Source organism: Halobellus rufus (assembly GCF_000739575.1).
Taxonomy (GTDB): Archaea; Halobacteriota; Halobacteria; order Halobacteriales; family Haloferacaceae; genus Haloquadratum; species Haloquadratum rufum.
In genome coordinates this window covers 73,723-97,917 of the sequence record NZ_BBJO01000039.1, presented here as the reverse complement: position 1 = coordinate 97,917, position 24,195 = coordinate 73,723, and the positions used below count along the sequence as shown (strand labels likewise).

The following is a 24,195-nucleotide window of genomic DNA, read 5'->3' as shown; positions in this document are numbered from 1 at the left end:
AGTCGATCTCAACTCTCAGAACCGCTGAAACAGCCATTCAAGGCGGTTGAGAGTATGAGTACTGCTCGAAACTGCTGAAGTTGCAGACAACTGGGATCCAAACTCACCAACGAGACACACTATGACAACACGAAACTATCGAATCAAGACACGCGCTGTGTTCCTCGCAGCGTTGATGGTCTTCAGCGTCTTCGCTGGGACTGTCGCGTTTGCGGGCTCGGCGAGTGCTGACGCAACTGATGTTGCTGTTGATGATGCAGAACTCGACGGCACGACCGAAATCACAGTAACGACGAGCGACACAAACGACGACGAAGCATATGTCGTTATTGACGTGAACAGAAACGGCGAATACGATGCGGGAACAGACGTCCTTTTGAACCCTGGAAACGCTGCTGCAGGCGCTGAAGACGAAATTGTATTCAGTGACGTCTCTCTTGAAGGCGCTCCTGGGGGAGATCACACCGCATATGCGACCGCTGGAATCTCTGGTGGGGCTGATGCAGCCCCAACCCCAAATGACGGAGATACACTCGGTACCGACGCCGATTGGGGTGAAGCTGAGGGAACATTCACCATCTCAGCTGAGGGGGATCGAGATGTTGATTTGTACTTCGAAACCTATCAAGACCTCCTTGATGAGCAACTGCTGTGGGGACAAGAGGTCGCTGTCGCGGGATTCACCGCTGGAGAGACGGTTGTTCTCCGTGAATGGCAAGGCGATGAAGACGGTTCCCGGACCGCAGAGCAGTTGACTGCTGATGACGACGGTGTCATCACCTTCGACAGTGCACAGCTTGAGAGCGGTGATTACTATATTGGTGAGCAGGTCGCGGCGGGCGAACCTGCCCCTGAGACGTTCGAGGTTCTGCCGCAAACGCTTGATGTTACCTTCGATGACGACGAAGTGAACAATCAGGAGTCCACGAGTGTTGAGTTCGACTCCAACCGTGGTGACTATGCAATCAATGTCAGTGCGGAGGGCCTCGACGCCGAAGAGCTCGCAACGATCTTCGGCGACGGAGCAGATCAGAACGGTGAACTCGAAATAGAAACAGTCGATGACGATGAAGATCGTATCACGCTTGCCACGCTGTCAGATGGTGAATACGACATCGGTTTCGACGGCATTGACGCTGGTGAATACGATTTCGAGTTCGAGGTGACCGACACCTCAGCGTCCGATAGCGCATCGATTACGGTGACCGAAGAGGATGTCGACTCCGCGTTTAGCGAGGGTGTGTCTTCGGATACAGCTGGGGACATTGCAGAATTCACCATTGAGCTCGACGATACCGACAGCACGTACATACAGTTCGGTGACTCCGATGTCGGCTTCGTTGACGTGCTCTATCTCGAAGATGACGATGATGATGAGGAAGTCACCTTCCGAGTGAACACTCGAACACTCGGTACCCCTGGTGCTGAAACCGACAACGTGTATGACTCCGACGATGACATCGTCGAGAGCGAGGTTCACGGCGACGACACCGGTGCCACCTTCTGGGATGAAGATGTGAGTGACGGCAACCCAGATTACACCTTCGAGGGATATCTTCAAGAACTCGATCTGATAGACAGCGGTGATAGCGCAGAAGACCAACTAACGCGGCCACTACAGCCAGCCGATTATGAACTGACCGCCGCAGCAAACGGTGAGTTCATCATCAACAGCGAGGGTGAATCTGAAGCTAATGACGAAGTCGACTCGGCACTCTTCGAGTTGATGGCACCGAGCCTCGGTGAGATAACCACACACGTCGCCCCCGAAGATCCTGCTGATGCGGATGACGAACTCGATGATCTCTTAGACACGGTGACTCAACGCGAAGAGATAGCCGAGGATGATCGTCTCATCATCCAAGTCGAAGCGACCGGTCTCTACGGGGCGATCGTTGAAGCGAACGGTGGTGATTTCGACGTCCTCGAGGATGGAACATCGCTCGCTTCACTCGGTGTCCTTACCGGTGAATCGACAGAGGCCCAAGATTGGACCGGTGAGGGGATCAACTTCGAGGTCGAAGCTGATGATGCCACCGGTAATCAAGAAGCGACCTCGCTCGACCTTGCGAACGACAATACGGATGACGGGTACATACTCTATGATGAAGAGAACGGCCAGTTCTTTGTCGTACTCGATACGACTGGTGATGGCTTCAGCCAAGACATCGAAGCTGGTGACGAATTCGAGGTGATGATGGAGTATGAAACCGATTCGGAGGACCTCTATGAGTTCGATACGACGGCCAATGCGTACCCGGCTCCGTACGCGGGTGGCGCTGGTGGTGATTCCAGTGAGGCCGCATACCCCTACTTCGAAGCTGACGCAACCGAGGACAGTACCGGCACGATCTCAATTATCGAGCGATCGGTTAGCTTCGATAACGTGAACAACGGCGTCCTCGAAGTTGAAGCAATCGACGAGGCTACGATCACTGGAGAGACTACTGTCGCGCCTGGGTCAGACGCTCAAGTGCGCGTCTCCTCGACGGATGCTGATCCGTCGTTCCGCAGCTCGACAAGAGTAGATATCGCTTCGGACGGATCCTTCGAGGCGACATTTGACTTCAGTGAGCAGTCTGCTGGTGATCTCGCTGAAACCAGCTTCCGCATCGGTGGTAGCGACGTCGATACGATCGACACCGAACTGGTCGAACAGGTGGATGAAGAAACGGATACACCGACGCCGGACACTGAAACACCCACTGAGACCGACACACCAGAGCCGGAGACAGACACACCGGAACCGGAAACAGCGACTCCCACACCAGAAACCGAAACTCCCTCTGAGACGGATACTGGTACGCCCGGCTTCGGTATCGTCGTCGCGCTGATCGCGCTCACTGCAATAGCCCTCCTCGCGATCCGCCGCGAACACTAATCGTTCGAATGGCTGGATTTCTATCCAGCTTCTCCATTCTTATTTTTCGAGGTCCTCACGGTTTACGCGTGTGCGCAGAAGACAGTGAAACTATTAGCAGGCGACGAGGCAGAAGACCAACCGGGGACCACGTTGGCAGACGGCAGGCGAAAAAAAGGCCCTACCCGATTTTTCAGCCTGCCGTACTGGGAGGGCACCCTCCACAGTAGTTTAGATAATTTATTTGATTTAGACGTTTCGTTCTGTTGGTAATTCACACACGAATACCAATACACAAAGCACTTAATGGAGAAGGTATGAATGGCAAGACGCCCCTACCTCCAAGTCGGTTGCAGTAAGGAGTATTCAGTCGCCCCGTTGGTCCGCCCGTGAGATAGTTGGTACGTGATGAGCGCCCTGGGGAATGACTGATCGAAACTACTGCGGCTGCACTGCGATGCGGATGCGATGCGACCCAAACGACAACACAAACCAAATATGACAGACGGAAACTATAGATCCAAGGCACGCGCTGTATTCCTCGCAGCGCTGATGGTCCTCAGCGTCTTCGCTGGGACTGTCGCGTTTGCAGGTTCGGCGAGTGCTGCGGCTACTGACCTTACGGTTAGTCCCGGTTCCGTTGACTTGTCTGCCGAAGACACGTCAGTGGATGTTACAGTAACGACCGAAGGAGCCACTGAAGAGGTCTCTTGGGCTCTAGCAGATAGTAGTGGAACCGTCGTAGCAAACAGTGGCGGCACTTCAGCGGCTGCCAACAGTGAAGTTACCTTCAACCCAGATCTTGGTGATCTGAGTTCGGGGACATACACTCTTGCTGTCGCCGGTGACGGCACAGCTGCACCAGCTGTGGACGACGACATCGGTGACTACGGTGACCAAGAAACCACTCTCAGCGTCTACGACTCTGGCGCTGACGAGTACGACGACGTTGATGCCTTCTACAGCGATACCGGTGCCCTGCTTGAAGAGGGTCTCCTCTGGGGTCAGGAAGTCGCTGTCGGTGGCTATGATGCTGGCGAAAGCGTCGTCCTCAGCGAATGGCAAAGTGACGAAGACGGTGCTCGGACCGCCGAGCAGCTGACCGCAGACGACAGCGGTGTCATTGTCTTCGACAGTTCTCAGCTCGAAGACGGTGATTACTTCCTCGAACCGCCCGCAGAGGGCTACGACTCGGACAACCCGCCGGAAACCTTCGAGGTCCTCCCGCAGAACCTCGATGTTGAATTCGACGATGAGGAAGTCTCCACGGGAGGCACCACTGACATCACGTTCGACTCCAACCGCGGAACCTACAACGTGGACGTCAGTGCTGACGGCCTTGACCTAGACGACCTCGAGACGATCTTCACGAATGGTGACTGGACTGACGGCGACATCACTCAAGATGACGATGATGACCACATCACCATCGATGCCGTTTCTGACGGTGACTACGAAGTCGGGTTCTCTGAGATCGATCCCGGTGAGTACAACTTTGAATTCAACGTGAGCGACACGTCTGCCTCGGACACTGCAAACATCAACGTGACCGAAGAGGACGTTGACGCCTCCTTCGCGGAGGGTGTCTCCTCGGACACGGCCGGTGACATCGCTGAGTTCACTATCGAACTCTCCGACACCGATCACACCTACGTGCAGTTCGGTGACTCCGATGTCGGCTTCGTTGACGTGCTCTACCTCGAGGACGACAACGATGACGACGAAGTCACCTTCGAGGTCAACACGCGTGCACTCGGGACCACTAACCCTGAAAACGTCTACGACTCCGAGGACGACATCGTCGAGAGCCAGATCTACGACGGCGGCGCCATCGGTGACGGTGCTGCCTACTATGATGAGGACACCGACACGCCGATCGGCAATGCAGAAACTGGCGACGATGCGTTCAACGCCTACCTCGAAGAACTTGACCTCATTGACGACGCCGATACTGAAGATGGCACGGATCAGCTGACGCGGCCGCTGCAAGCGGCTGATTACGAACTCACCGCTGCCGCAGATGGTGAGTTCATCATCAACAGTGACGGTAACACTGAAGCCGACGAGGAACTCGACTCCGCGCTCTTTGAGCTGACGCAGCCGAGCCTCGACGGCATCACGATCCACAAGGCACCCGAAGACAACGCTGACCAGGACGACGAACTGCAGGACGTCCTCGACGCTGCAACCGCTATCGACGAGGGTGGCGAAGTCGCCCTCGATGACCGTGTGATCATCCAGGCTGAAGCCTCTGGTCTCTACGGTGCGATGGTCGAAGAAAACGAAGGCGACTTCAGCACGCTCGAAGACGGCACGGCACTCGCTAACGTCGCGCCCGTCTTCGCGAATGCTGGTGATGACTGGGACGGCGAAGGGATCAACTTCGTCGTTGAAGCCGATGACGCGACCGGTAACCAGGACGCTACTGAACTTGACTACACTGGCGCAGGCGAGTCTGACGCTACGTAGTCTTCGACGAGCAGAACAGTACGTTCTTCGTGATCGTCGACACGAGCTCCGACGGTGCTTTCGCTGGTGAGGTAGACGACGGCTCCGAATTCGAGGCCTCCCTCGAATACGAGACCGACAGCGACAACCTCTACGAGTTCGATACCTCCGACAACAACGCAGGTGACGCAGGTCCGCACAGCCCGTACGATGGTGGCGCTGACGGTTCGCCCGACGAAGCCGCCTACCCGTACTTCCAGGCAGACAGCACGCAATCTGTGAGCGCTTCGTTCACAATGGCTGAAGCGTCGGTCACCTTCGACAACGTGAACGACGGTACGCTGGAGATTGAAGCGAGCGACGAAGCGACGATCTCGGGTACGACCAACATCGCACCCGGATCGGACGCAGAACTCCGTGTCTCCTCGACGGACGCTGATCCGTCCTTCCGCAGTACGTCTAGCGTGGACATTGCTGAGGACGGTTCCTTCGAGGCGACCTTCGACTTCAGCGACTACTCCGCTGGCGACCTCGCGGACACGACGCTCCGCGTGGGTGGCTCCTCGATCGATACCGTCGAGTCCGAACTCGTCGACCAGGTAAGCGAGCCTGGCACGGACGAGCCGACGGATGAGCCGACGGATGAGCCGACGGACGAGCCGACGGATGAGCCGACGGATGAGCCGACGGATGAGCCGACGGATGAGCCGACGGATGAACCCACCGAGGGCGACTCCGGAACGGACACTGGCACGCCCGGATTCGGTGTTGTCGTCGCACTGACGGCACTGCTGGCCGCGGCGCTGCTGGCTACCCGTCGCAACTAAACGGCTGAATCACCGGACCTAGTCCGGCCCTTTCGACTTTCCTTTCTTTCGGATGCTACACCTGCGAGCAACAGCTATCGGTAGTGAAGAGCACTGAGCTGGAATACAGAATACACAGACGTTACTCTGGCGTGTCGTGTTCAGCTCCACGCACAAATTACAGTTGTTATCGAACCTCATCGAAAACAAACGTACCAGTTGTTGTTCCATACAAATACGACCAGATACCGTTCGTATACCCGATTTGGCAGTGGTTTCTAAATAAATCAACATAAAAACTCGCCGCACTCTTTTCCGAACCAGTTCAGTACACAAAGCATTTAATAGATGGTTACCGACGTATAGGCGCCCCTACCCGAAAGTCGGCTTCGACGGAGTATGCAGTCGCTCTCAGTCGGTCGAATGACATCATCGTCGGACGACTATGAGACGTGACTGTTAGAAACGAATGAAGCTACAAGCGGACAGAGATAAATATGACAGAACGAAACTATAGATCCAAGGCACGCGCTGTATTCCTCGCAGCGCTGATGGTCCTCAGCGTCTTCGCTGGGACTGTCGCGTTTGCGGGCTCGGCGAGTGCTGCGGCTACTGGCGTCACCCTTGCAGGTGACGCTGTCGACCTCGGAGGAGGAGAGTACGCTGTTGCTGTAGACAGCGAGAATGTACCGGTTGATATCACAGTAAACACAGACGATACAGCTGGTGACTATTCCTACGCTATCGTCGATAGTGAGGGAACTGTCGTAGCGTCTGATTCCGTCTCTGGGGAGGCTACTGACGGATACACATTCAATGCCGACCTCAGTGGCGTCGATGAAGAAGAACACACTGTTTACGTCCAGAACAGTGGCGACGAATCCGCCCCAGCTGTAGGCGAACAACTGCCTAACGATTACAGTACTGGCACCTCTGCAACCCTTTACGCGTACGATGTTGACCGTGTCTTCGCAGACTCGGCAGACATCTCCGGAACGCTACTTTGGGGTGAAGATGTGGCTGTTGGTGGCTTCGCTTCGGATTCCGTCACACTGACCGAGCAGGTCGATGACGAGAACACCCGAACTGCTGAACAGCTTGCTGTTGACGACAACGACTTTATCAGCTTCAACAGTGCGCAGCTTGAGGACGGCGATTACTACCTTAACGGTAACACCAACGACCTATTCGAGGTCTTGCCGCAGAACCTCGACGTCAGCTTCGACGACGAGGAAGTCTCCACGGGAGACACCTCGACCGTTGAGTTTGACTCCAACCGCGGATCCTACAGCGTTGAAGTCAGTGCTGACGGTCTCGATCAGAGCGAAGTAGAGACGGTCTTCGACGATGGATTCGAGGGTGACATCACCCAGCCCGACGGCGAAGACTACATCATCGTCAGCGACATCTCCGACGGTGAGTACGACGTCGGCTTCGATGAAGTCGACCCTGGTGAGTACAACTTCGAGTTCAACGTGACGGACACGTCTGCTTCGGACAGTGCATCGATCACGGTCACCGAAGAAGACGTTGACGCCTCCTTCGCGGAGGGCGTCTCCTCGGACACAGCCGGTGACATCGCTGAGTTCACCGTCGAACTCTCCGACACCGACAGCACGTACGTGCAGTTCGGTGACGAGGACGTCGGCTTCGTTGACGTGCTCTACCTCGAGGACGACGACGATGACGACGAAGTCACCTTCCAAGTGAACACTCGGACGCTCGGCACCCCTGGTGCTGTAACCGACGATGTGTACAACTCCGAAGATGACATCGTCGAGAGTGAGGTTCACGGCGACGACACCGGTGCCACTTTCTCCGACGAGGAAGTTGGACAGAACATCGGCGATGGTCAGACCATTGAGGATTACCTCGCAGAACTCGATCTGATCGAGGATGATGACGCTGAGGCAGACTCGCAGCTGACGCGGCCGCTGCAGCCCGCAGACTACGAGCTGACCGCCGCAGCAGACGGTGAATTCCTCATCAACGCTGACGGCGAGAGCGAGGCTAACGAGGAACTCGATGCTGCACTGTTCGAGCTGACGGCACCGAGCCTCGGCGAGATCACCACGCACGCGGCACCCGCAGACGCGGCTGACGCGGACGATGAACTCGACGACCTCCTTGAGACTGTTTCCCCGCGAGAGGAAATCGCTGAGGGCGACCGTCTCATCATTCAGGTTGAAGCCACTGGCCTGTACGGTGCAATCGCCCAGAAGGGCGGTAGCTTCGACACGCTTGAGGATGGCTCCGATCTGCAGGTCCTGAACGATGTCGTTAACGAGGATGGCGAAGGCATCAACTTCAACGTTGAAGCCGACGATGCAACGGGCAATCAGGAAGCCACCTCGCTTGACCTGAACACCGATAGTGAGAGTGACGGCTACGTGGTCTACGACGAGGAGAACGGACAGTTCTTCGTCGTTGTCGACACCTCGGGTGATGCCTTCAGTCAAGATATCGAAGACGGTGACGAATTCGACGTGACGATGGAGTACGAAACGGACAGTGAAGACCGCTACGCGTTCTCCACGAACGATAACGCTGGAAACGGCGATGCGGCCGGTCCGTTCGACGGTGGCGCTAACGGCGACAACACCGAGGCTGCGTACCCGTACTTCCAGGCTGACTCCACCGAGGAGATCACTGGAACGTTCTCCATCGCAGAGCAGTCGGTCACCTTCGATAACGTGAACGACGGCGTCCTCGAGATTGCAGCGAGCGGCGACGCGACCATCTCGGGTACGACGAACGTTGCGCCCGGCTCGGACGCTGAGATCCGTGTTGCATCGACGGATGCTGATCCGTCCTTCCGCAGCACGAGTGAAGTTGACATCGAAGGCGACGGTTCCTTCGAGGCAACCTTCGACTTCAGTGAGTACTCCGCTGGCGACCTCGCGGACACCACGCTCCGTGTGGGTGGCAGCGAAGTCGACACCATCGAGTCCGAACTCGTCGACTCTGTCAGTGACGGAACGACGACCGAAGAACCCACTGAAGAGCCGACTGAAGAGCCGACTGAGGAGCCCACCGAGGAACCCACTGAGGAACCCACTGAAGAACCCACCGAAGAGCCTGCTGACGGCGACGGTGACGGTGACAGTGACGGTGACTCCGATACGTCCACGCCCGGATTCGGTGTGGTCGTTGCGCTGACGGCACTGCTGGCCGCGGCGCTGCTGGCTACCCGTCGCAACTAAGCGACTGAATCACCGGACCTAGTCCGGCCCTTCGATTCGACTTTCCTTTCTTTCGGATGCTACACTACACCTGCGAGCAACAGCAATCGTTTTCGAAGCGGAGCGCTTACGCAGATTCATCCTGCTCGGAATCCCCATCAGCGTTCGCAACTGCTCGCAGATCCGCTAGCCGGTCAGCCGGTGAGATGCCACCAAGCAGTATCAACACTTCAACCTGCTCGGCTTCTCCCCGCGGGAAATCCCCACCGCGAATCGCTTGCGACTCCGTTTGTTCTTGTACCCAGGTTCGGCTCTGCTCAATCGCGTCACGATTGAGCCAAGCAGGGGGGCCACTCACAACGACGAGGCCACGGGATGCTGACTGGATCGCACACGGGGCTGTAAGGTGCCCCAATAGTGCCTCTCGTGTTTGTGTCGTAATCCGACTCTGTGCTTCGATCGGATCGACGTCAGCGGTCGATTGCCCCCCAAAGAATCGCTTGAGACCGAACCATCCACCGTCGTCTTGTGCAGGAAGTTCACGCGAGGCGTATCCGATCGCGCCCACGCCACCACCGTGAAGGGTGTTGATAATTTCGGAGGCATCAACAACGCTCTCGCCGACGGCATCATCACGTGTTTCGCCGGCGGCAAAGAGCACGCCGAGGCGACGGGCAAGCTCAGTATTGACGGTTGCATACTCCTCAGCTGTGGGTTGTCCATCGGAGATCCAACTCTCGTTGTCGCAGATGAGGACGTGATCTGTGGTTGAGACAAACCGCCTGAGGGCCTGCACAGCCCGCTGCGCGTGTTGTGGGCCTTCCTGCGTAGCTGGGAGGACCCCCACGCCATAGACGGGTTGTTGATAGACACGGTTGAGATGCTTTGCGAGTACCGGTGCTGCACCCCCGCCTGTACTCCCACCGAGGCCCGCACAAATGAGGAAGGCATCTGCCTGTGAGACAGGTGCATTATCAGTCCCACGAAGGAGTTGGCGGTGGTGCTCCTCGGCGTGCGCTGCGATTTGATTTATGTCGGAATTCCCAGATTCATCGAACTCCTCCGCTAGGAACTGAATCTGGTTTGCTGGTGGAATCGTCGAGAGATGGTTGAAACTTGCGGCAGCTGTATCACACGCGACCGCATCGACGATGTATTCTGCTTTGCGGGTTTGCTCGTCTGCTTGGAGGGCATCAGCGATGGCACTGCCGGCTTTGCCAACGCCGAAACAGAACACCTTCATCGTGGCTGGGTTGGAATCGATACATCCTGTATGTTCCGGAGATTGATCAATAGCAGATCGGCTCTGCTGATATCCTCTTTTTCAAAGGATTTCTCGTCTGATGACGGCGGCGAATTCCCCTCCTAAGATCGCTAATTGTTCCTTTGATATTCTATCTGGCAATTAGCTATGGAATGTCCGTATCTGCGTCTTAGCGAGCCCGTTCCGGTTTCCCGGGCGGGTGGTCCAACCGATGACAGACGAGAAATTCGAACTGTCCCGCCGGCAGATGCTTGCTGGAGTCGGCACCATTGGTGCAGTCTCTGCGGGCGCTGGTCTCGGGACTACGGCGCTGTTCAGCGACGAAGAATCGTTTGAAGACAACTCGATCACTGCGGGCACGCTCGATATGAAGGTGCAAGCGCAGTTAGTCGCGGCAAGTAGTGAGTACGAGTCCGCTATTGGCGACCTTGTCTATGATGAAACCGCAGATGGTGAGCCAGAAGAAGGAGTGACCCTCGGTTACTCTCTGAGTGATTTCAAGCCGGGCGATTGGGTGATCATTTGTTATGAGATCTCCATCAATGACAACCCAGGGTACGTCGCGATCCACGGCGGGGAGTTCTCACAAGGTGGAGGGACGACCACGGAGCCAGAACCAACGCCTGATAATGGTGAGCTCGCCGATAACCTCCTGTTAACCCACTGGAATGGGGCTTCAGTGTCGACGTCGGATATCTCTTCACGCGAAGACCTAGTCGAACTAAGCCAGACGACGAACCTCAACAGTACCGAACCGATGGGCGGATCGTGGGGCGAACCCGACATCGATGGGAACGCAACGCTGGGTGGCGGTGACGAAGCCCAGTACACGGACGTCCTTGAGTTCCTTTTCGGAGCCGATCAAAACCCCAATAATGTGGGTGGGGTTCCGAACGAGACGACGCAACTTGGGAACGGATACGGTAGCACTGATGGTGTTGTCATTCGGAATCCGACTGATGGAAGTGAAGGAGGGATCGGTGGACCCGGGACCGATGTCAGAGAAGTCGGTGACTCTGAGAACTCAGAGAATCCGGATTCGGTGACCTTCTGTCAGTTACTCGAGCTCCCCCGCGAAGTCGGCAACGAAGTGCAGGGCGATTCCCTGGAGTTTGATCTGGCGTTCAAGACGGTGCAGACCCGACACGTCGGGACCACCTACAGTGATCTGAGCGACAATATTCGTGAGTACCCCTTCGAGAACCAAGTCGATGGGACTAACGAGGAGAACAATATTCCGTCGTCAACCTAACGTGGAGGACCCGATAGCTCTGTTTGATTCGGCTGCTGCTAGGTTCGTTGGATAATTACCTAGCACAGAAGAGCAGCAAATTAGTTTGTGCTCCCCTTTTGCATCCTCCATTCTTCTTGTTGAGGGTTGTCACTATCTGCTCAAAATCATTTTTAAACATTCCTAAGTATTACAACATATGAGCAAAAACCCGAGGATGGATAGTCGGTGCAGACTATCCGTAGCCCCCATTCCCCCTCTCTGTTTTCTATCTTTCTACGAGGAGAGAATCCCGCCCTTTGGGGCGGGCGTGAAGCCGACAACTCCTACACGAACCACCATCGGTTGTAGGCCGAATACCACACGACTGCAAACCTATATTAGAATTGGGTGTGTAGAAATCAGTATGGCCAAATGAAGTACAACCTCGAAACCGGGTCGCACACGGTCTACGCACTCCAATATCACTTCGTGACCGTCACGAAGTACCGCGCAGACCTCCTCACCGACGAAATCGCAGAACGCATCGGTGAGATTGCCAGCGACATCTCCGAGGACTTCGGCGTGAACATCCAGAACGTCAACGGCGGAAGCGACCACGTTCACATTCTGTTCACAGCGAAGCCAACGACTGACCTCACTAAGTTCATCAACTCGCTCAAGGGCGTCACGTCCCGCAAAATCCGTAACGAGAATCCCGAATTTCGGCAGGCACTCGACGAGGCGTTCTGGCAACCGGGATACTTTCTTGCCACCACCGGCCAAGTGAGCATCGACGTGCTGATGGAGTATGTGGAGGAACAGTAGCGATGTCCACGACCGTCACGAAGACGTTGCAGGCGACGTTCGCGCCACCCACCGCGCACAAGCAGTCGAAACTCAACGACCTGCTCGACACCTACCGTGACGGTCTGCAAGAGGCGTTCGACGCCGGGGCGAGTACGATGTCGGCAGTCAGCGACATCGTGACGCCTTACGACCTGCCGTATCAGGCGAAGGCCGCCCTCTGCAACTACGTCCCGAAACTCCGCACGACGTACAACGCCAAGGAGTTGGACGACGGTCATCCCATACGGCTCACGAATCAGGCTGCAAAGTTCGACCATTCCGAAGAACGTGACTATGGGTTCACGTGGTGGGTGCCGCGTCCTGGTCGGGGAACGAACTTCTGGATACCGCTCCGCATCAACCCCGAACAGGAATACCTCTGGCACGACCTCGTATCGGAAGACGCAAACGCAGGCGAGATACGGCTTCAACAACACCGAAAGAACTGGGTATTGCACGTCACCGTCGAGTACTCGGTCGAAGAACCAACGACTGACGGTGACGCCACGCACATCGGCTTAGATATCGGAGAAACCGCCCTCATCACGGGCTGTGCCCTCAAGGACGGTTCTCCGACTGACCCGTTCGTGTGTAGCGGAAGCAGCGCGAAGCATCTCCGCAAAGAGATGCACACCACCTTGAAACGACTCCAAGAGCGTGACGCATCCGAGTGGCGGATTGAAGACCGCTTCTCGCATTATCAGAACGCACTCACCAACATCGTAGAAAAGGCGTCTCGACAGGCCGTCGAGTACGCGAAACAGTATGAGAATCCGGTGTTGGTGATGGAGGATTTGACGTTCATTCGTGAGCGTCTCGACTACGGGAAGTATATGAATCGTCGATTGCACTCGTGGGCGTTCGCCCGACTGCAAGGGCGCATCGAGGACAAGGCGAGAGAAGCAGGCATTCCTGTCGAGTACGTGAATCCAGCGTACACCTCGCAGACGTGCCACTCGTGTCAGCGTATCGGTCGGCGGGATTCACAAGCCGAGTTCCGGTGTCCACACGACGACTGCCACGTTTCGACGTTTCAGGCCGACATCAACGCTTCTGCGAATATCGCACGACGGGTTGACCCGTGGGGAGAGAGCGTCCCGCTTGACAAGGCGGAACGCGATGACTCGCCTCGGGATGGGAGCGGTTGTGACACCGCCACGACTCACCGTGAGAAGAGCGTACCAGCGCAGATGACGCTCACGGCCTACGAAGAGTCGAAACCCTCTGCCAGCGTTCACGAGACAAAGTCTCGTGAGCCCACCAGAACCTCCGGTTCTGGGGACGACGACTGACTGGTATTCCCCATGCGTGGGAAGCCTCGCCGTTTACGGCGAGGAGGATGTCACACTGGCGATATTGCTGGCCCATTCACGATTGGTAGTGAATTTCTCTCCTACGTTATTGCAATCTTCATCGGATTCGTAATTATTACGCCAATTTTGAACAAGGTATTCGGGAGCAGTACAACGTGACCTCACGGTGATGAAATCGTCGCTTCCAAAGTATGGCTTTGGCACTCTCAGGGAATGTTGATCTCGAAACGAGCACCGCCACGTTCGTTTGTGGCTGTGATGTCCCAGTTATGGCGATCCCCAATTTCCTCTACGATACTGAGTCCAAACCCGGTTCCATCATCAGCAGTTGTATACCCTGATTCGAACACTTTGTTCGTTCCTTCGTCGGGGAGTCCTGTTCCATCGTCGGCAATATAGAACCCCGTGTCCGTTTCACCGATCGTTACTGTTACATTTGGACCGCCGTGTTCGATGGCGTTTTGCAAGAGGTTCGAGAGAAGTTGCTGGAGTTGATCGCGATCTGCACGCACCGTCTGTTCGGTCTCTATCGAGAGTGTTGCATCTGCCGTCGCCAGATCTTCCCAACAGCTCCGAGCAAGCTTCGCTATTGAGACTGCTTCGAGTTCTATTGCCTCTTCACCGGCATACGCCAGTGCCAACAAGTCCTCGATCAACCCGTCCATTTTAGCTAATGCATCCTCGATTTTGTCGAGGTGGGCGCTGTTGTAGTCTTCTCGGAGTAAGTCGACATACCCGTCTGCAATTTGTAACGGATTCCGCAGGTCGTGACTTACGACGCTCGTGAACCGTTCCAATCGCTCGTTCTGCTGGATAAGCTCTTGCTCCCGTTGTTTTTGCTCGCTGATATCGCGTTGCATCGCCACAAACCAATCTTTCCCATCGAAATTGAGCCGGATCAGATTGATTTCGATGGGGAACGTAGATCCATCGGCTCGTTTGAGCTTCCCCTCGAAGCGTCGTGGCGTGTTCACTGTGAGATCATCCCAAAACGACGTCGCGTGATCGGGGTCTGCTGCCACGTCGATATCCCAGATGTGCTGACTGTGGAGTTCCTCTTCTGTGTATCCGAGCTCCTCACACAACCGCTTGTTCACGTCTCGAATGACACCGTCAATGTCGTGGACGACGATCATATCCGGCGAGTAATCAAAGAGAGCTTCCAGTTGTGTGGTTTGAGCCTGTAACTGCTGTTCGTACTGTTTATGGTTCGTGACGTCATCTTGGAACCCGACAAATAGGTTGAGCTCACCGCTGTCGTCGAACAGTGGAGCAATACGGACGCGGTTCCAGAATTCGGTGCCGTCTTTTCGGTAATTTCGTAACTCAACAGTCGCTGAGTCGTGGTTTTCGATTGCAGAGCGGAGTTTTGCAACCGGCTCTTTTGCAGTCTGTGCTCCCTGGAGGAACCGACAGTTCCGACCGATGGCTTCGTGTCGTTCATAGCCAGTGAGGGTGGTGAATTCGTCGTTTGCGAAAATTATCGGGTTGTCCTCTTGGTGTGGATCCGTCAAGACGATGCCTACCGGCGCTTCATTGATCGCTTGCTCTTTGGCCGACAGACTCGATGTGTCTGCAGGAGTGTCTGCTATCGGGGTGATCGTACAAATGAGCGATCCATCATCCGTGTACGAGAGCGTGTGTTTGACCTCAATTTCTTCGTTGTCCTTCCGAACGAATGTCGTGGTCCCGTGCCACTGATCATCGTGTGCTTCTGGAAGCAGATTGTCATAGACAAATGGAACGTCCTCCTCGTGATAGAGTGTCTCCCAGTGTAGACCAATGAGTTCCTCACGGTCATAGCCGAGTAAGTCAGCCCAGGCGGCGTTTGCATACTCGATCTCTCCAGTCTCACTAAGGATGCTGATTCCATCTTGTGCGGTTTCGATGGCCTCGAACCCGCGGTCCATATACCGTTGCGCCCAGTAGCCTTCGACGGCATTCTGGATTCGATTGGCAAGTACACTGTATTGGTCGGTTCCCCCGGTCTTTTGAAGGTAATCAGTAACGCCCGCGGAGATCGCCTCACTGGCGATTTCTTCGCTGCCCTTGCCTGTAAAGAGAATAAATGGGAGGTCAGGATACGTTTCACGAACGCGCTCTAACACGCTGAGACCGTCTAATCCAGGCATATCGTAATCGCAGACGATACAATCGACGGTGATTTCACCCTCGGTGAGTACCTCGAGTGCCTCTTCTGGATCCGTCTTGCTATGTATGTTGAATGAGTCGTGTTCTCGTTCGAGAACGGTTGCGACGAGGTCGGCGATACTGGGATCGTCGTCGATATGCATAATTTCGATGGGTTTCGAATCAGGCGGTACTGTTGTGGTAGTCCGGCGATCCCAGTCGTCCATACTTGTGATGTTATCTGAAGTGTTATTGGCCTTATTAATTCTGTGTCATAGATGAGTTATCACTCTTGTATGGGATTCGAGCAGGACTGGTATGGTGTTACTCGTACCGATCGGTGTCGAGTGTTGTTCTCGCTACTCGATTGACTTACCATACGAGATCTCGTCTTTGAAGAAGCAGCGAAGGCATTTCCACTCTTCCTCATCTGCAGAATCTGCGACACCGATAATGCGTTTCCCAACACTTTCGGAGACACGTCGATATTCAGCAGTAGGTTTGCACGCAGGTGTGTGTGGTTTTGACTCCGATAGTGGTTTGTGCAGTTTTGTCTTCGACGTATCGCCTGTTGCGACGAGGTACCAGTTTTCAATCCCCACAGATACCATAGAATCTGGCTCGTAATGCAATAAACATATGTCCATTTGATCGAGGATCGGAGATCTTTCGACGGGCAGTGAGAGATAGGGAATTCTCTAACGTGGTACACGTGCCCAACCCCCTTCATTTCCCGTGGAAGTTTACTCGGAAACAGGAACTAATAATTCCTGTTGATTCATAACAATTTCAACCCATCGTTGCTAACAGACGAGTGGATAGTCGGTCCAGACGATCTTCTCCATCCACCCAATCTCCCTTTGACTAATCCGTTCAGTTAGGGGCACGCTGATTTTCTCAGCTGACTCACGGAAATGAACGAGAATAGTATGGTTGGTAAATCGTATACGATACCCACACAGCCACTGTTATTGTTGAGTGGTGACATTGGAAATTAAATGACTGCAGATTTAACGAGAGACGAAATCGATACATTGCTACGAGAATCGGGATCTGGAGTATTAGCGCTTACCGACGGGGAAGAGGCCTACTCAATTCCGGAGTCGTTTGGGTATGACGGTAACAGATTGTACTTTCAGTTTGCCAGTACAGCAGATTCCAAGAAAATGGATTTTCTCGAAACAACAGAGACAGCAACCCTTACAGTCTACAGTGAGGAGCCAGCCAAGAGTGTCCTCGTACAGGGAGCTGTTGATCCGGTCCCCGACGACGAAGAGATACGCGCAACCACTTCGATTGCGGAAAACGCCTCTATCCCTACCCTGAACGTATACCCGGAAACGGCCCTCCAAGATCTGACGATGGATTACTATCAATTGACTCCGGACACAATCACTGGCCGGTCGTTTAACGCATTCACTCCCGCATCAACCAAGCGATAACGATACTACATCCGATATACAATAGGCTTCGATTTCCGATTACTCTGAGCTATCCCTCCCCTCGAGGACGTCGTGGAGATGAGCGGTATCGATGTTTCGACCGGAGATCGGGAAGACGACAGTTTTCCCACGAATCCGCTCGCGCGTCTCCCGAAGCGCGGCCAGACTCGTTGCGCTGGCTCCCTCCGCAACGATAGACTCCGAAACGAGCAACTCACGAATTCCATCTCGGATTGTATCTTCGCTGACGAGGTGGAACTCATCGAGTCGCTCACGCAAGAGACCCATCGTGAGCGCGAAGGGAACGCGTGTTGCGACACCCTCGGCGAACGTCTCCATTCGGTCGTGTGCCTTCAGATGACCTTCACTCCAGGCGGTATGGAGCGCGGGCGCGGCTTCGGATTGGACACCGATCACCGTTGCATCTGTAAGCTCACCAACAGTGAGACAGTGACATCCTCCTCGTCGTAAACGACGAGGCTTCCCGTACCGCAGGTGGGATATTTGCTGGTTTACGACACGGCCTGTTCTCTCGAGTGAAACGTCCCGCTCTCGCGGTCGAACAAGTATGTCGATGGCTGTGCCACACAGCCGTTACTCCTATCCTCCCCGTGAGGACTCGGAGTTATCTTCTGTCGCATATTCTCCGCCCCGTTGCAATCCGCATTGGCTACCAACTCGCACGATGAGCAGACGTACAGGCCACGGTGTTTCCGGTTTGACTTCGTGTCGTCGCCACACGCCGAACACGTCTTCGAGGTGTTCCACTCGTTCTTTTTCAGTACCTCGACACCACGGATCTCGCCCTTGTATTCGAGATACTGGTAGAGACGATCAAACGCCCACGAGTGCAACTTCTTGTTGTTGGTCTTCCCCCAGTCGGACTCGCGCACGTCTTCAGGCCAGCTCACCGCGAGCGTTCCAACACCACGCTCAACACACTCCGTGATGATGGAGTCCGTAAGCGTGTGGTAAAAGTGGGTTTCGCGCTCTGCGAGTTTTCGACGTGCCCACTTCGATTTCTCGGATGGGCCATCCTCACCCTCGGTACCGTACTCTGTACGCTTGAAGTAGTGCTTGTCCTGTTTGAGCGAGTTGCCGGGATATAGGACGTACTCGTCGGGGAAGGCGACCGTGGCGATGTTCTTAATGCCAAGGTCGATGCCTGCCACGCCGTCGCCCGCTGAGTCGTTCGTTTCGAGACTGACCTTGCAGACGAAGTGCAGTTCCCACTCCTCACCAGTCCAAACGGTGCGGACGTTCTGTACGCTGTTGACTCCCGAGAGGTCAACGTCGGGGCGAGTCTGATACTCACAGAGCAGGAAATCAGACCAATACTCTTTGAGATTCGAGCCCTTGCTGAGTCGGACGCGGTTGTTCTCGGGGTCGTGTTTGAACCCGTCTTCTTTGAACGTGACCGTACTCTTGGGTCGTCTGTCCCCGTGTTTTCGGTAGCCGGGCGGATTTGCCTTGTCGTCTTTGTGTCGCAGGTCGAACCACGAGTGGAAAGCGTCGGAAAGTTCTTCAATGACTTTCTGACTGGATTGTGCGTTCAGGTCTTTCCAGCACGACTGGTTCTTCATATACGATTTCAGCACGCCCCCGTCTGGGATTTTGCCGGTCTCATCCCAGATGCGGTCGGCTGTCCATCGTGCGACGTTCCAGATGGTTGAGGCGGAATCGCCAAGCGAGTCGAGGCCATCGCAGACCTGTCGGTGATTCTGAATGGAACCAACGTAGGTGCGTGTGACCTCAATCGCCATACATAGCGTATGTAAACAATACTACTTAATGAGTCGGATTAGCGTTGAATATCCGGGCAGCCATCGACTGTGGGTTGTGCAGGAGTTGTCGGATTCACTCCCACCGTAAACGGCGAGATTCTCTCCTCGAAGAAAGATAGCCCGCAGCACTCGACCCACCCCCGATTGGGCAGACAAGATAATCGATGTCGGGAAGATCTTCCACAACTTCGAGCCCTGCCGTTCCCACACCGGCGACGAGCGCGGGTTCGTTCGCTGAATGCACGTATCGATATCCCTCCTCTGCAGCCAGCTCCTCGGCGTGTTCACGGGCTGTATCAAAGTCTGAGCCGTGGAATACGACGGTCGCACCGAGACGTTCCATCGCTGTCACTTTCGATGGATTCGCTTCTTCTGGTACGACAATCGTGACTGGGACGTCAAATTCGCGGCCGGCGTACGCAATTGATTGGCCGTGATTACCTGTACTCGCTGCGATCAATCCCGGGTCCCGAAAGCGCTCATCGAGCTGGGAGACTAGCGTGACACCACCACGAACTTTGAACGCACCCGTCGGAAGCGTATCTTCGCGTTTGATGTAAATATCAGCATCGAGCTCCGCAGAGAGGGTTTCGTGACTGTTACAAAAATCAGAATTGTTAAGCAGCGAAAAGCAGTAAATAGTAGTAATGACAAAGGTGTACTCCGTCGGAGAGTTCGCAGACGAACTTGGAGTCCACCGTGAAACCGTGAAAAAGTGGTGTCGTGAAGACCAAATCCAGTATTCTCGAACCCCTGGTGGACACCGACGGATTCCACACACCGAACTTCAACGACTCACAGGAAAACCGTCGCGGAGAAGCGATAAAGTCGCCATTTACGGGCGTGTTTCAGGCCACGCTCAGAAACAAGATGGCGACCTCGACCGACAACTCGAATCGCTCACTGAGTACGTACACAACCATGGTTGGAGTATTGAAACAAATACTCCGACGTAGGGAGTGGTCTCAACGAGAACCGTCGTGGACTGAACAAACTCTTAGACGATGCTGAGAACGCCGACTACGGACGCGTCCTCGTTACCTATCAAGACCGCCTAACCCGATTCGGATTCTCCTACCTTGAACGCCTCCTCGACCAGTACGGCGTCAAAATCACGGTCATTAACGATGAAACTGATAAGACTGCACACGAAGAACTCGTTGACGACCTCCTACAACTCGTTGCCAGTTTCGCAGGCAAACTGTACGGGATGCGCTCCTCAAAACGCAAGCGGATAGTCGAAACCGTGGAAGCGGAGGTGGAAACCAATGAGTAGTCACCTCGCACTCCCGATCCGACTCCCGTTCGAAGAGAAAGAGCGCCACGCTCGATTAGACACACTCACGAAGAGCGTAGCAAATACGCTTATCCAGCGATACTGGACGCCCGAACACCTCACCGGGGTTGCCGATTACTCGTATCAAGCGTGGAAATACTTCGACGAGGGCGAAGCGTTCGCTGACGTTGATCTGTACCTCCCGTCACGGTACAAACGCTGTGTGATGCAGAAAGTCGGTGAGACACTCCGCAGTCACGCCGACAAACGTGAAGCCTTCCAGTCAATCCAAGGTGTCCTCCCTGACCACAAAATTCGCCGCATCCATACCCGGCGAATCAAAGAACAGCTGTGGAACGCAGAGGAATACATCAAATCTGGGTACGTTGACCTGCTCATCGGGCAACTCAATTCCCACTACGACAAACACGGTCGATTCCCTGAGTCGTACTTTGAGATGCAGGACTGTCCATCGTACTCAAAAGGCGTTCTTCCGTACTCCGCAGACGACGGCCCGACGAGCGGGCAGGCGGTCAAATACGAGTACGACGAAGACACGCAGACACTCACGGTCAAACTCAAAACGCCCGATACGCTCGAACCTGAGACTCGTGGTGGTTGGACGTGGACAGAACACGAACTGGAAGGTTACGAAGCGTTCCAGAAACTCCTCGAACACGGCAGTCTCTCCGCACCCTCCTTCCACCCGACACAGACGAAAACCGGAGACAACTACTACGAGCTCTCGTTCCCCCTCGAAGTTGAACACCAAGAGAAATCAGGCGACGTTGAAACCGTTTTAGCAATTGACGGTGGGATCCGTAAAGACGCTACCGCCGTTGTTGTGAACAAGAATGGAGAACAACTCTCTGTCCCGTACTTCATCCAGAATACAGAGCGCGAACGGATGAAACGGCTTGATCGGGAACGCAATCAACTCAACTCCAAGTTAGCATATCTACGCCGAGAAGGGCGTGACCACACGGATTCGTTCAGGCACGTTCAGGCAGAGTACGAGCGAGTCAACAACAAGATTCGGCACAAGCGCGAACAACTCGTTCACGATGTAGCCAACCAAGTCTTTGCACTCGCGTTGGTGTATGACGTGGATGCAATTGTTCACGAAGACTTGCGGAGTCTGTCACCGCCTCGTGGGGAAGGCCAACTCTCGTGGGAATTGTCGTCTTGGGCACGCCGAGAGATTATCTCGAAAATCGAGTATCGAGCGGACATCGCCGGACTGCACGTGGAGAAAGTGCATCCGGGTAACACGTCTCAGTCGTGTCCACGGTGCGGTTCCACGGGCCACACCACGAAGTCCCCAGACCACTTCCACGAAGTATGGCATGGTGGTCACTTCCGTTGTGACAACGCTCGGTGTGAGTTTCAAGCCGATCGGGACTATGTTGGTGCAGTCAACGTGGCTCGTGTGTTCTTCAGCGAGACGGCGTCGCTAGACCACGGTTTCACGTCCTCGTATACCGGGGGTTCTGAAATCGTGCTAGCAAGCCGTTCCGCTGGCACGCGTCTCGTGTTCGGTGAAGCGCCTGTTGCGTTTACTGGACAGTCGAAAGCGGTGGCTGCTGGTGGCGGGTCGTGCTTCATAGCGCCCGCTGTCACCCCGATAGAGACGAAAAACAATAGCAGTAACAACGATTCAGTGTCAAGACCAGCGACACACAGCACCTCTCAATTCACGAGAGAGACTGCTGTTTACTGCCGAAAATAGGAACGGTCTCACTCCGCACGAGCGGCGTCCGCGGAAGGTACTCAGAGACGACTCGGCGTGCCCGATACACGTCTGCGGGTGTCGGTGGCGTGAGCTCGTGATACGGGAAAAGCGTGGTCTCATCCGGTGATTCCACTGGTTCGAATTCTTGGGCCATATTTTACCCTTCAGTGGAATCCATATAATGACGTTGAAACGACAGAACGCTCTTCAGGACGAACGGGCGGTATTAGTCGAGGAACAGGGATGATGCTGCTGGTTTGCCATCCGGTCAACTATCGAATCCCTGTTCCTCACCAAAGTATTCAATTCAAGCACATATGTCTTTTCACAGCCGAGTGAACTCGGATGCCTCGAGGTTTGACCTCGGGGCAGAAGCTGACAGCAATAGCTGTCCGACTCCTCAGAAGATATACAAATGCGATCACAAAGCACTCAAATCCTTGCGAAACAAACGCTCACTGCCGATTGCGAGATCGGCACACAGGAGAGGAGAAGGTAGGTCAGAGCACCCTTCCTCTCCTACGTACCATTCATCGCTCTTTGTTGTCAACACAAAAAGACCATCATCTCACTCATTACGGTCAGCCCCCTAAGCTGTGATCTGGGATCCGACCTCGGCGAGCACTTCAGGGCGGGCGCCTACAGCACCGAGGAAGCCGACCTGTATCCCGGCAACCGCTTGAAACAGGATGGCTACTACTTCCAGAAAGAAATCGCCAAATGTGACGACTCAGGTGGCGAACGGGCTACTCGGTTACACGCGAAGTGGTCGGAGCGCCGCACCCACTTCTTCCACTCCTTAGCGAAGCACATCAAAGGTTGAGTCGCTCGTTGATCGCACCCAAGAGAGCGGTCTCGACATCGACGAACAGGAGGTGTGGGATGTGATCGACGACCGGGCAGATGCGGGTGAAGAGCCAGCAACGTACAGTTGGGTCCATCTCAACAAGTTCCGCAAATTCGAACTCTATGATCGGTGCTTCCCGTGGACGACAGCGGACGAACTTCGAGCTGTGGTTGACGAACTTCCGTCCCCGACACCCCGTCCGGGATGGGAAGCAAGTGGGGAACGGTCATCGACCGACGACTTCAGTCGTGGGTGACTGACGATTCGGTAGGCTCGTGGGCGAGTGAGTAGCTACCCACACGGAGTGTTTGCAGTGCCCCATCGAAGCCGGGGCCGGGAACGAGCAGCTCTTGCGCGGAACTTTCCCACTCGATGATCCCGGCTTCGAGGAGGGCAGGCAGATGTGAGCGTTTGAGGTTCGTCCGGGTGTTCGTCACCTGGCGTGTCGAGACGGTGTTGCCTTCGGCATCGGCTTCGAGGAGAGCGAGCACTTCCGCGAGCTGGCGGAGGTGAACCCGTCCCCACGGAGCCATCGCGAGTGTGAGGATGACCGCACGCTTTCGATGCTGGCTGAGCAGATGGAAGACGTCATTGTCGCGATACAGTGGGAGATCCTCCGGGTTCCCGGGACCATCATATGGCTCATCACTCATTATGGTTCGCCCCCTGAGCCGTGATCTGGAGTTCGACCTCGGCGAGCACTTCACGGCCGACAGGACGCCACTGACAGCCGGTCCATTCGTCTTCGAAGCGCCACCACCCGGGGCCGGTATGCCGTGGTTCGAATCGGTAGCGACGACGTGACTCCCGCTGGACCGTGAACCGAAGCTCCAGGCTGAACGGCTGTGCTGCGGCGGGATTCTCGTGGCCGTGGGTGTCGCAGTGACGATCTTGGTGAGTGAGTAGACGATACAACGCTTCGAGATCCACGATGAGCGTGGATGTGTCTCGTGGGGAATTCATCGGTGGCAGGCCGGGATTTCACCCAGCCCTCACCTCCATCGGGTGATACAAATCAATCCATACGGCGATGACCCGGCTACGGATGGGGC

General features: G+C 55.1%; 16 protein-coding genes and 3 pseudogenes. 11 read left to right on the top strand and 8 right to left on the bottom strand.

Annotated elements, in window-relative coordinates:
* The first annotated feature begins 121 nt into the window (after window positions 1-121).
* The 4 genes from ACP99_RS15020 to ACP99_RS20630 all read left to right on the top strand — a co-directional run bounded on the left by ACP99_RS15020 (window position 122) and on the right by ACP99_RS20630 (window position 9,317).
* Window positions 122-2,881, top strand: a complete 2,760-nt coding sequence (locus ACP99_RS15020) for a BGTF surface domain-containing protein (protein WP_081927511.1) — start codon at window positions 122-124, stop codon at window positions 2,879-2,881.
* Between the two features lie 477 nt (window positions 2,882-3,358).
* Window positions 3,359-5,329, top strand: coding sequence for a DUF7827 domain-containing protein (locus ACP99_RS15015; RefSeq protein WP_197052486.1), 1,971 nt, complete (start codon window positions 3,359-3,361; stop codon window positions 5,327-5,329).
* Window positions 5,330-5,358: 29 nt separating this feature from the next.
* Complete coding sequence (locus tag ACP99_RS21630) at window positions 5,359-6,135, top strand: BGTF surface domain-containing protein (protein ID WP_049987377.1); 777 nt, start codon at window positions 5,359-5,361, stop codon at window positions 6,133-6,135.
* 476 nt (window positions 6,136-6,611) lie between these two features.
* Window positions 6,612-9,317 carry a BGTF surface domain-containing protein gene (locus ACP99_RS20630; RefSeq protein ID WP_081927509.1) on the top strand — a complete coding sequence of 902 codons (2,706 nt, stop codon included), beginning with the start codon at window positions 6,612-6,614 and terminating at the stop codon, window positions 9,315-9,317.
* Between the two features lie 106 nt (window positions 9,318-9,423).
* On the opposite strand, the gene ACP99_RS15000 is transcribed toward ACP99_RS20630, so the two are convergent.
* Complete coding sequence (locus ACP99_RS15000; RefSeq protein ID WP_049987375.1) at window positions 9,424-10,539, bottom strand: tubulin/FtsZ family protein; 1,116 nt, start codon at window positions 10,537-10,539, stop codon at window positions 9,424-9,426.
* A 232-nt stretch (window positions 10,540-10,771) separates the two neighbouring features.
* Here ACP99_RS15000 and ACP99_RS21020 point away from each other — a divergent pair, with 232 nt between their 5' ends.
* From ACP99_RS21020 to ACP99_RS14985, 3 genes are all read left to right on the top strand, one after another.
* Complete coding sequence (locus ACP99_RS21020) at window positions 10,772-11,812, top strand: SipW-dependent-type signal peptide-containing protein (RefSeq protein WP_049987374.1); 1,041 nt, start codon at window positions 10,772-10,774, stop codon at window positions 11,810-11,812.
* A gap of 393 nt (window positions 11,813-12,205) precedes the next feature.
* Entirely contained in the window at window positions 12,206-12,598 is a 393-nt protein-coding gene (gene tnpA / locus ACP99_RS14990; protein WP_049987373.1) for an IS200/IS605 family transposase, read from the top strand.
* A 2-nt stretch (window positions 12,599-12,600) separates the two neighbouring features.
* Window positions 12,601-13,911, top strand: coding sequence for an RNA-guided endonuclease TnpB family protein (locus ACP99_RS14985; protein WP_049987372.1), 1,311 nt, complete (start codon window positions 12,601-12,603; stop codon window positions 13,909-13,911).
* A gap of 227 nt (window positions 13,912-14,138) precedes the next feature.
* On the opposite strand, the gene ACP99_RS14980 is transcribed toward ACP99_RS14985, so the two are convergent.
* On the bottom strand, window positions 14,139-16,289 hold the full coding sequence (locus tag ACP99_RS14980; RefSeq protein ID WP_081927508.1) for a PAS domain S-box protein: 2,151 nt from the start codon (window positions 16,287-16,289) through the stop codon (window positions 14,139-14,141).
* A gap of 771 nt (window positions 16,290-17,060) precedes the next feature.
* On the opposite strand from ACP99_RS14980, the gene ACP99_RS19500 reads away from it, so the two are divergent.
* Entirely contained in the window at window positions 17,061-17,504 is a 444-nt protein-coding gene (locus ACP99_RS19500; RefSeq protein ID WP_081927507.1) for a pyridoxamine 5'-phosphate oxidase family protein, read from the top strand.
* Window positions 17,505-17,543: 39 nt separating this feature from the next.
* Here the strand turns inward: ACP99_RS19500 and ACP99_RS19495 are convergent, their stop codons facing one another.
* The 3 genes and pseudogenes from ACP99_RS19495 to ACP99_RS19490 form a co-directional block, all read right to left on the bottom strand.
* Window positions 17,544-17,921 (bottom strand): pyridoxal-phosphate dependent enzyme, encoded by a 378-nt coding sequence (locus tag ACP99_RS19495; protein WP_197052485.1) that lies wholly within the window; start codon window positions 17,919-17,921, stop codon window positions 17,544-17,546.
* A gap of 95 nt (window positions 17,922-18,016) precedes the next feature.
* Window positions 18,017-19,267, bottom strand: a complete 1,251-nt coding sequence (locus tag ACP99_RS14970; RefSeq protein WP_049987370.1) for an RNA-guided endonuclease InsQ/TnpB family protein — start codon at window positions 19,265-19,267, stop codon at window positions 18,017-18,019.
* A gap of 136 nt (window positions 19,268-19,403) precedes the next feature.
* Window positions 19,404-19,880 (bottom strand): annotated as a pseudogene (locus ACP99_RS19490) (threonine ammonia-lyase); the annotation flags it as partial.
* 55 nt (window positions 19,881-19,935) lie between these two features.
* Between ACP99_RS19490 and ACP99_RS19485 the strand changes: the two are divergent.
* The 3 genes and pseudogenes from ACP99_RS19485 to ACP99_RS19480 all read left to right on the top strand — a co-directional run.
* Window positions 19,936-20,564, top strand: a pseudogene (locus tag ACP99_RS19485) (IS607 family transposase).
* Window positions 20,557-22,293, top strand: coding sequence for a zinc ribbon domain-containing protein (locus ACP99_RS14965; protein WP_049987369.1), 1,737 nt, complete (start codon window positions 20,557-20,559; stop codon window positions 22,291-22,293). Before ACP99_RS19485 ends, ACP99_RS14965 begins: the two are co-directional and overlap by 8 nt.
* Before the next feature lie 607 nt (window positions 22,294-22,900).
* Window positions 22,901-23,110 (top strand): annotated as a pseudogene (locus tag ACP99_RS19480) (transposase); the annotation flags it as partial.
* Here the strand turns inward: ACP99_RS19480 and ACP99_RS21275 are convergent.
* From ACP99_RS21275 to ACP99_RS20625, 3 genes are all read right to left on the bottom strand, one after another.
* Window positions 23,109-23,237, bottom strand: coding sequence for a hypothetical protein (locus ACP99_RS21275; RefSeq protein ID WP_269319673.1), 129 nt, complete (start codon window positions 23,235-23,237; stop codon window positions 23,109-23,111). The pseudogene ACP99_RS19480 and the gene ACP99_RS21275 sit on opposite strands and share 2 nt — an antisense overlap.
* 148 nt (window positions 23,238-23,385) lie before the next feature.
* Window positions 23,386-23,796 (bottom strand): DUF7344 domain-containing protein, encoded by a 411-nt coding sequence (locus ACP99_RS14960; RefSeq protein ID WP_049987368.1) that lies wholly within the window; start codon window positions 23,794-23,796, stop codon window positions 23,386-23,388.
* Window positions 23,789-24,106, bottom strand: a complete 318-nt coding sequence (locus ACP99_RS20625; RefSeq protein WP_197052484.1) for a hypothetical protein — start codon at window positions 24,104-24,106, stop codon at window positions 23,789-23,791. Before ACP99_RS20625 ends, ACP99_RS14960 begins: the two co-directional genes overlap by 8 nt.
* Window positions 24,107-24,195 lie beyond the last annotated feature (89 nt).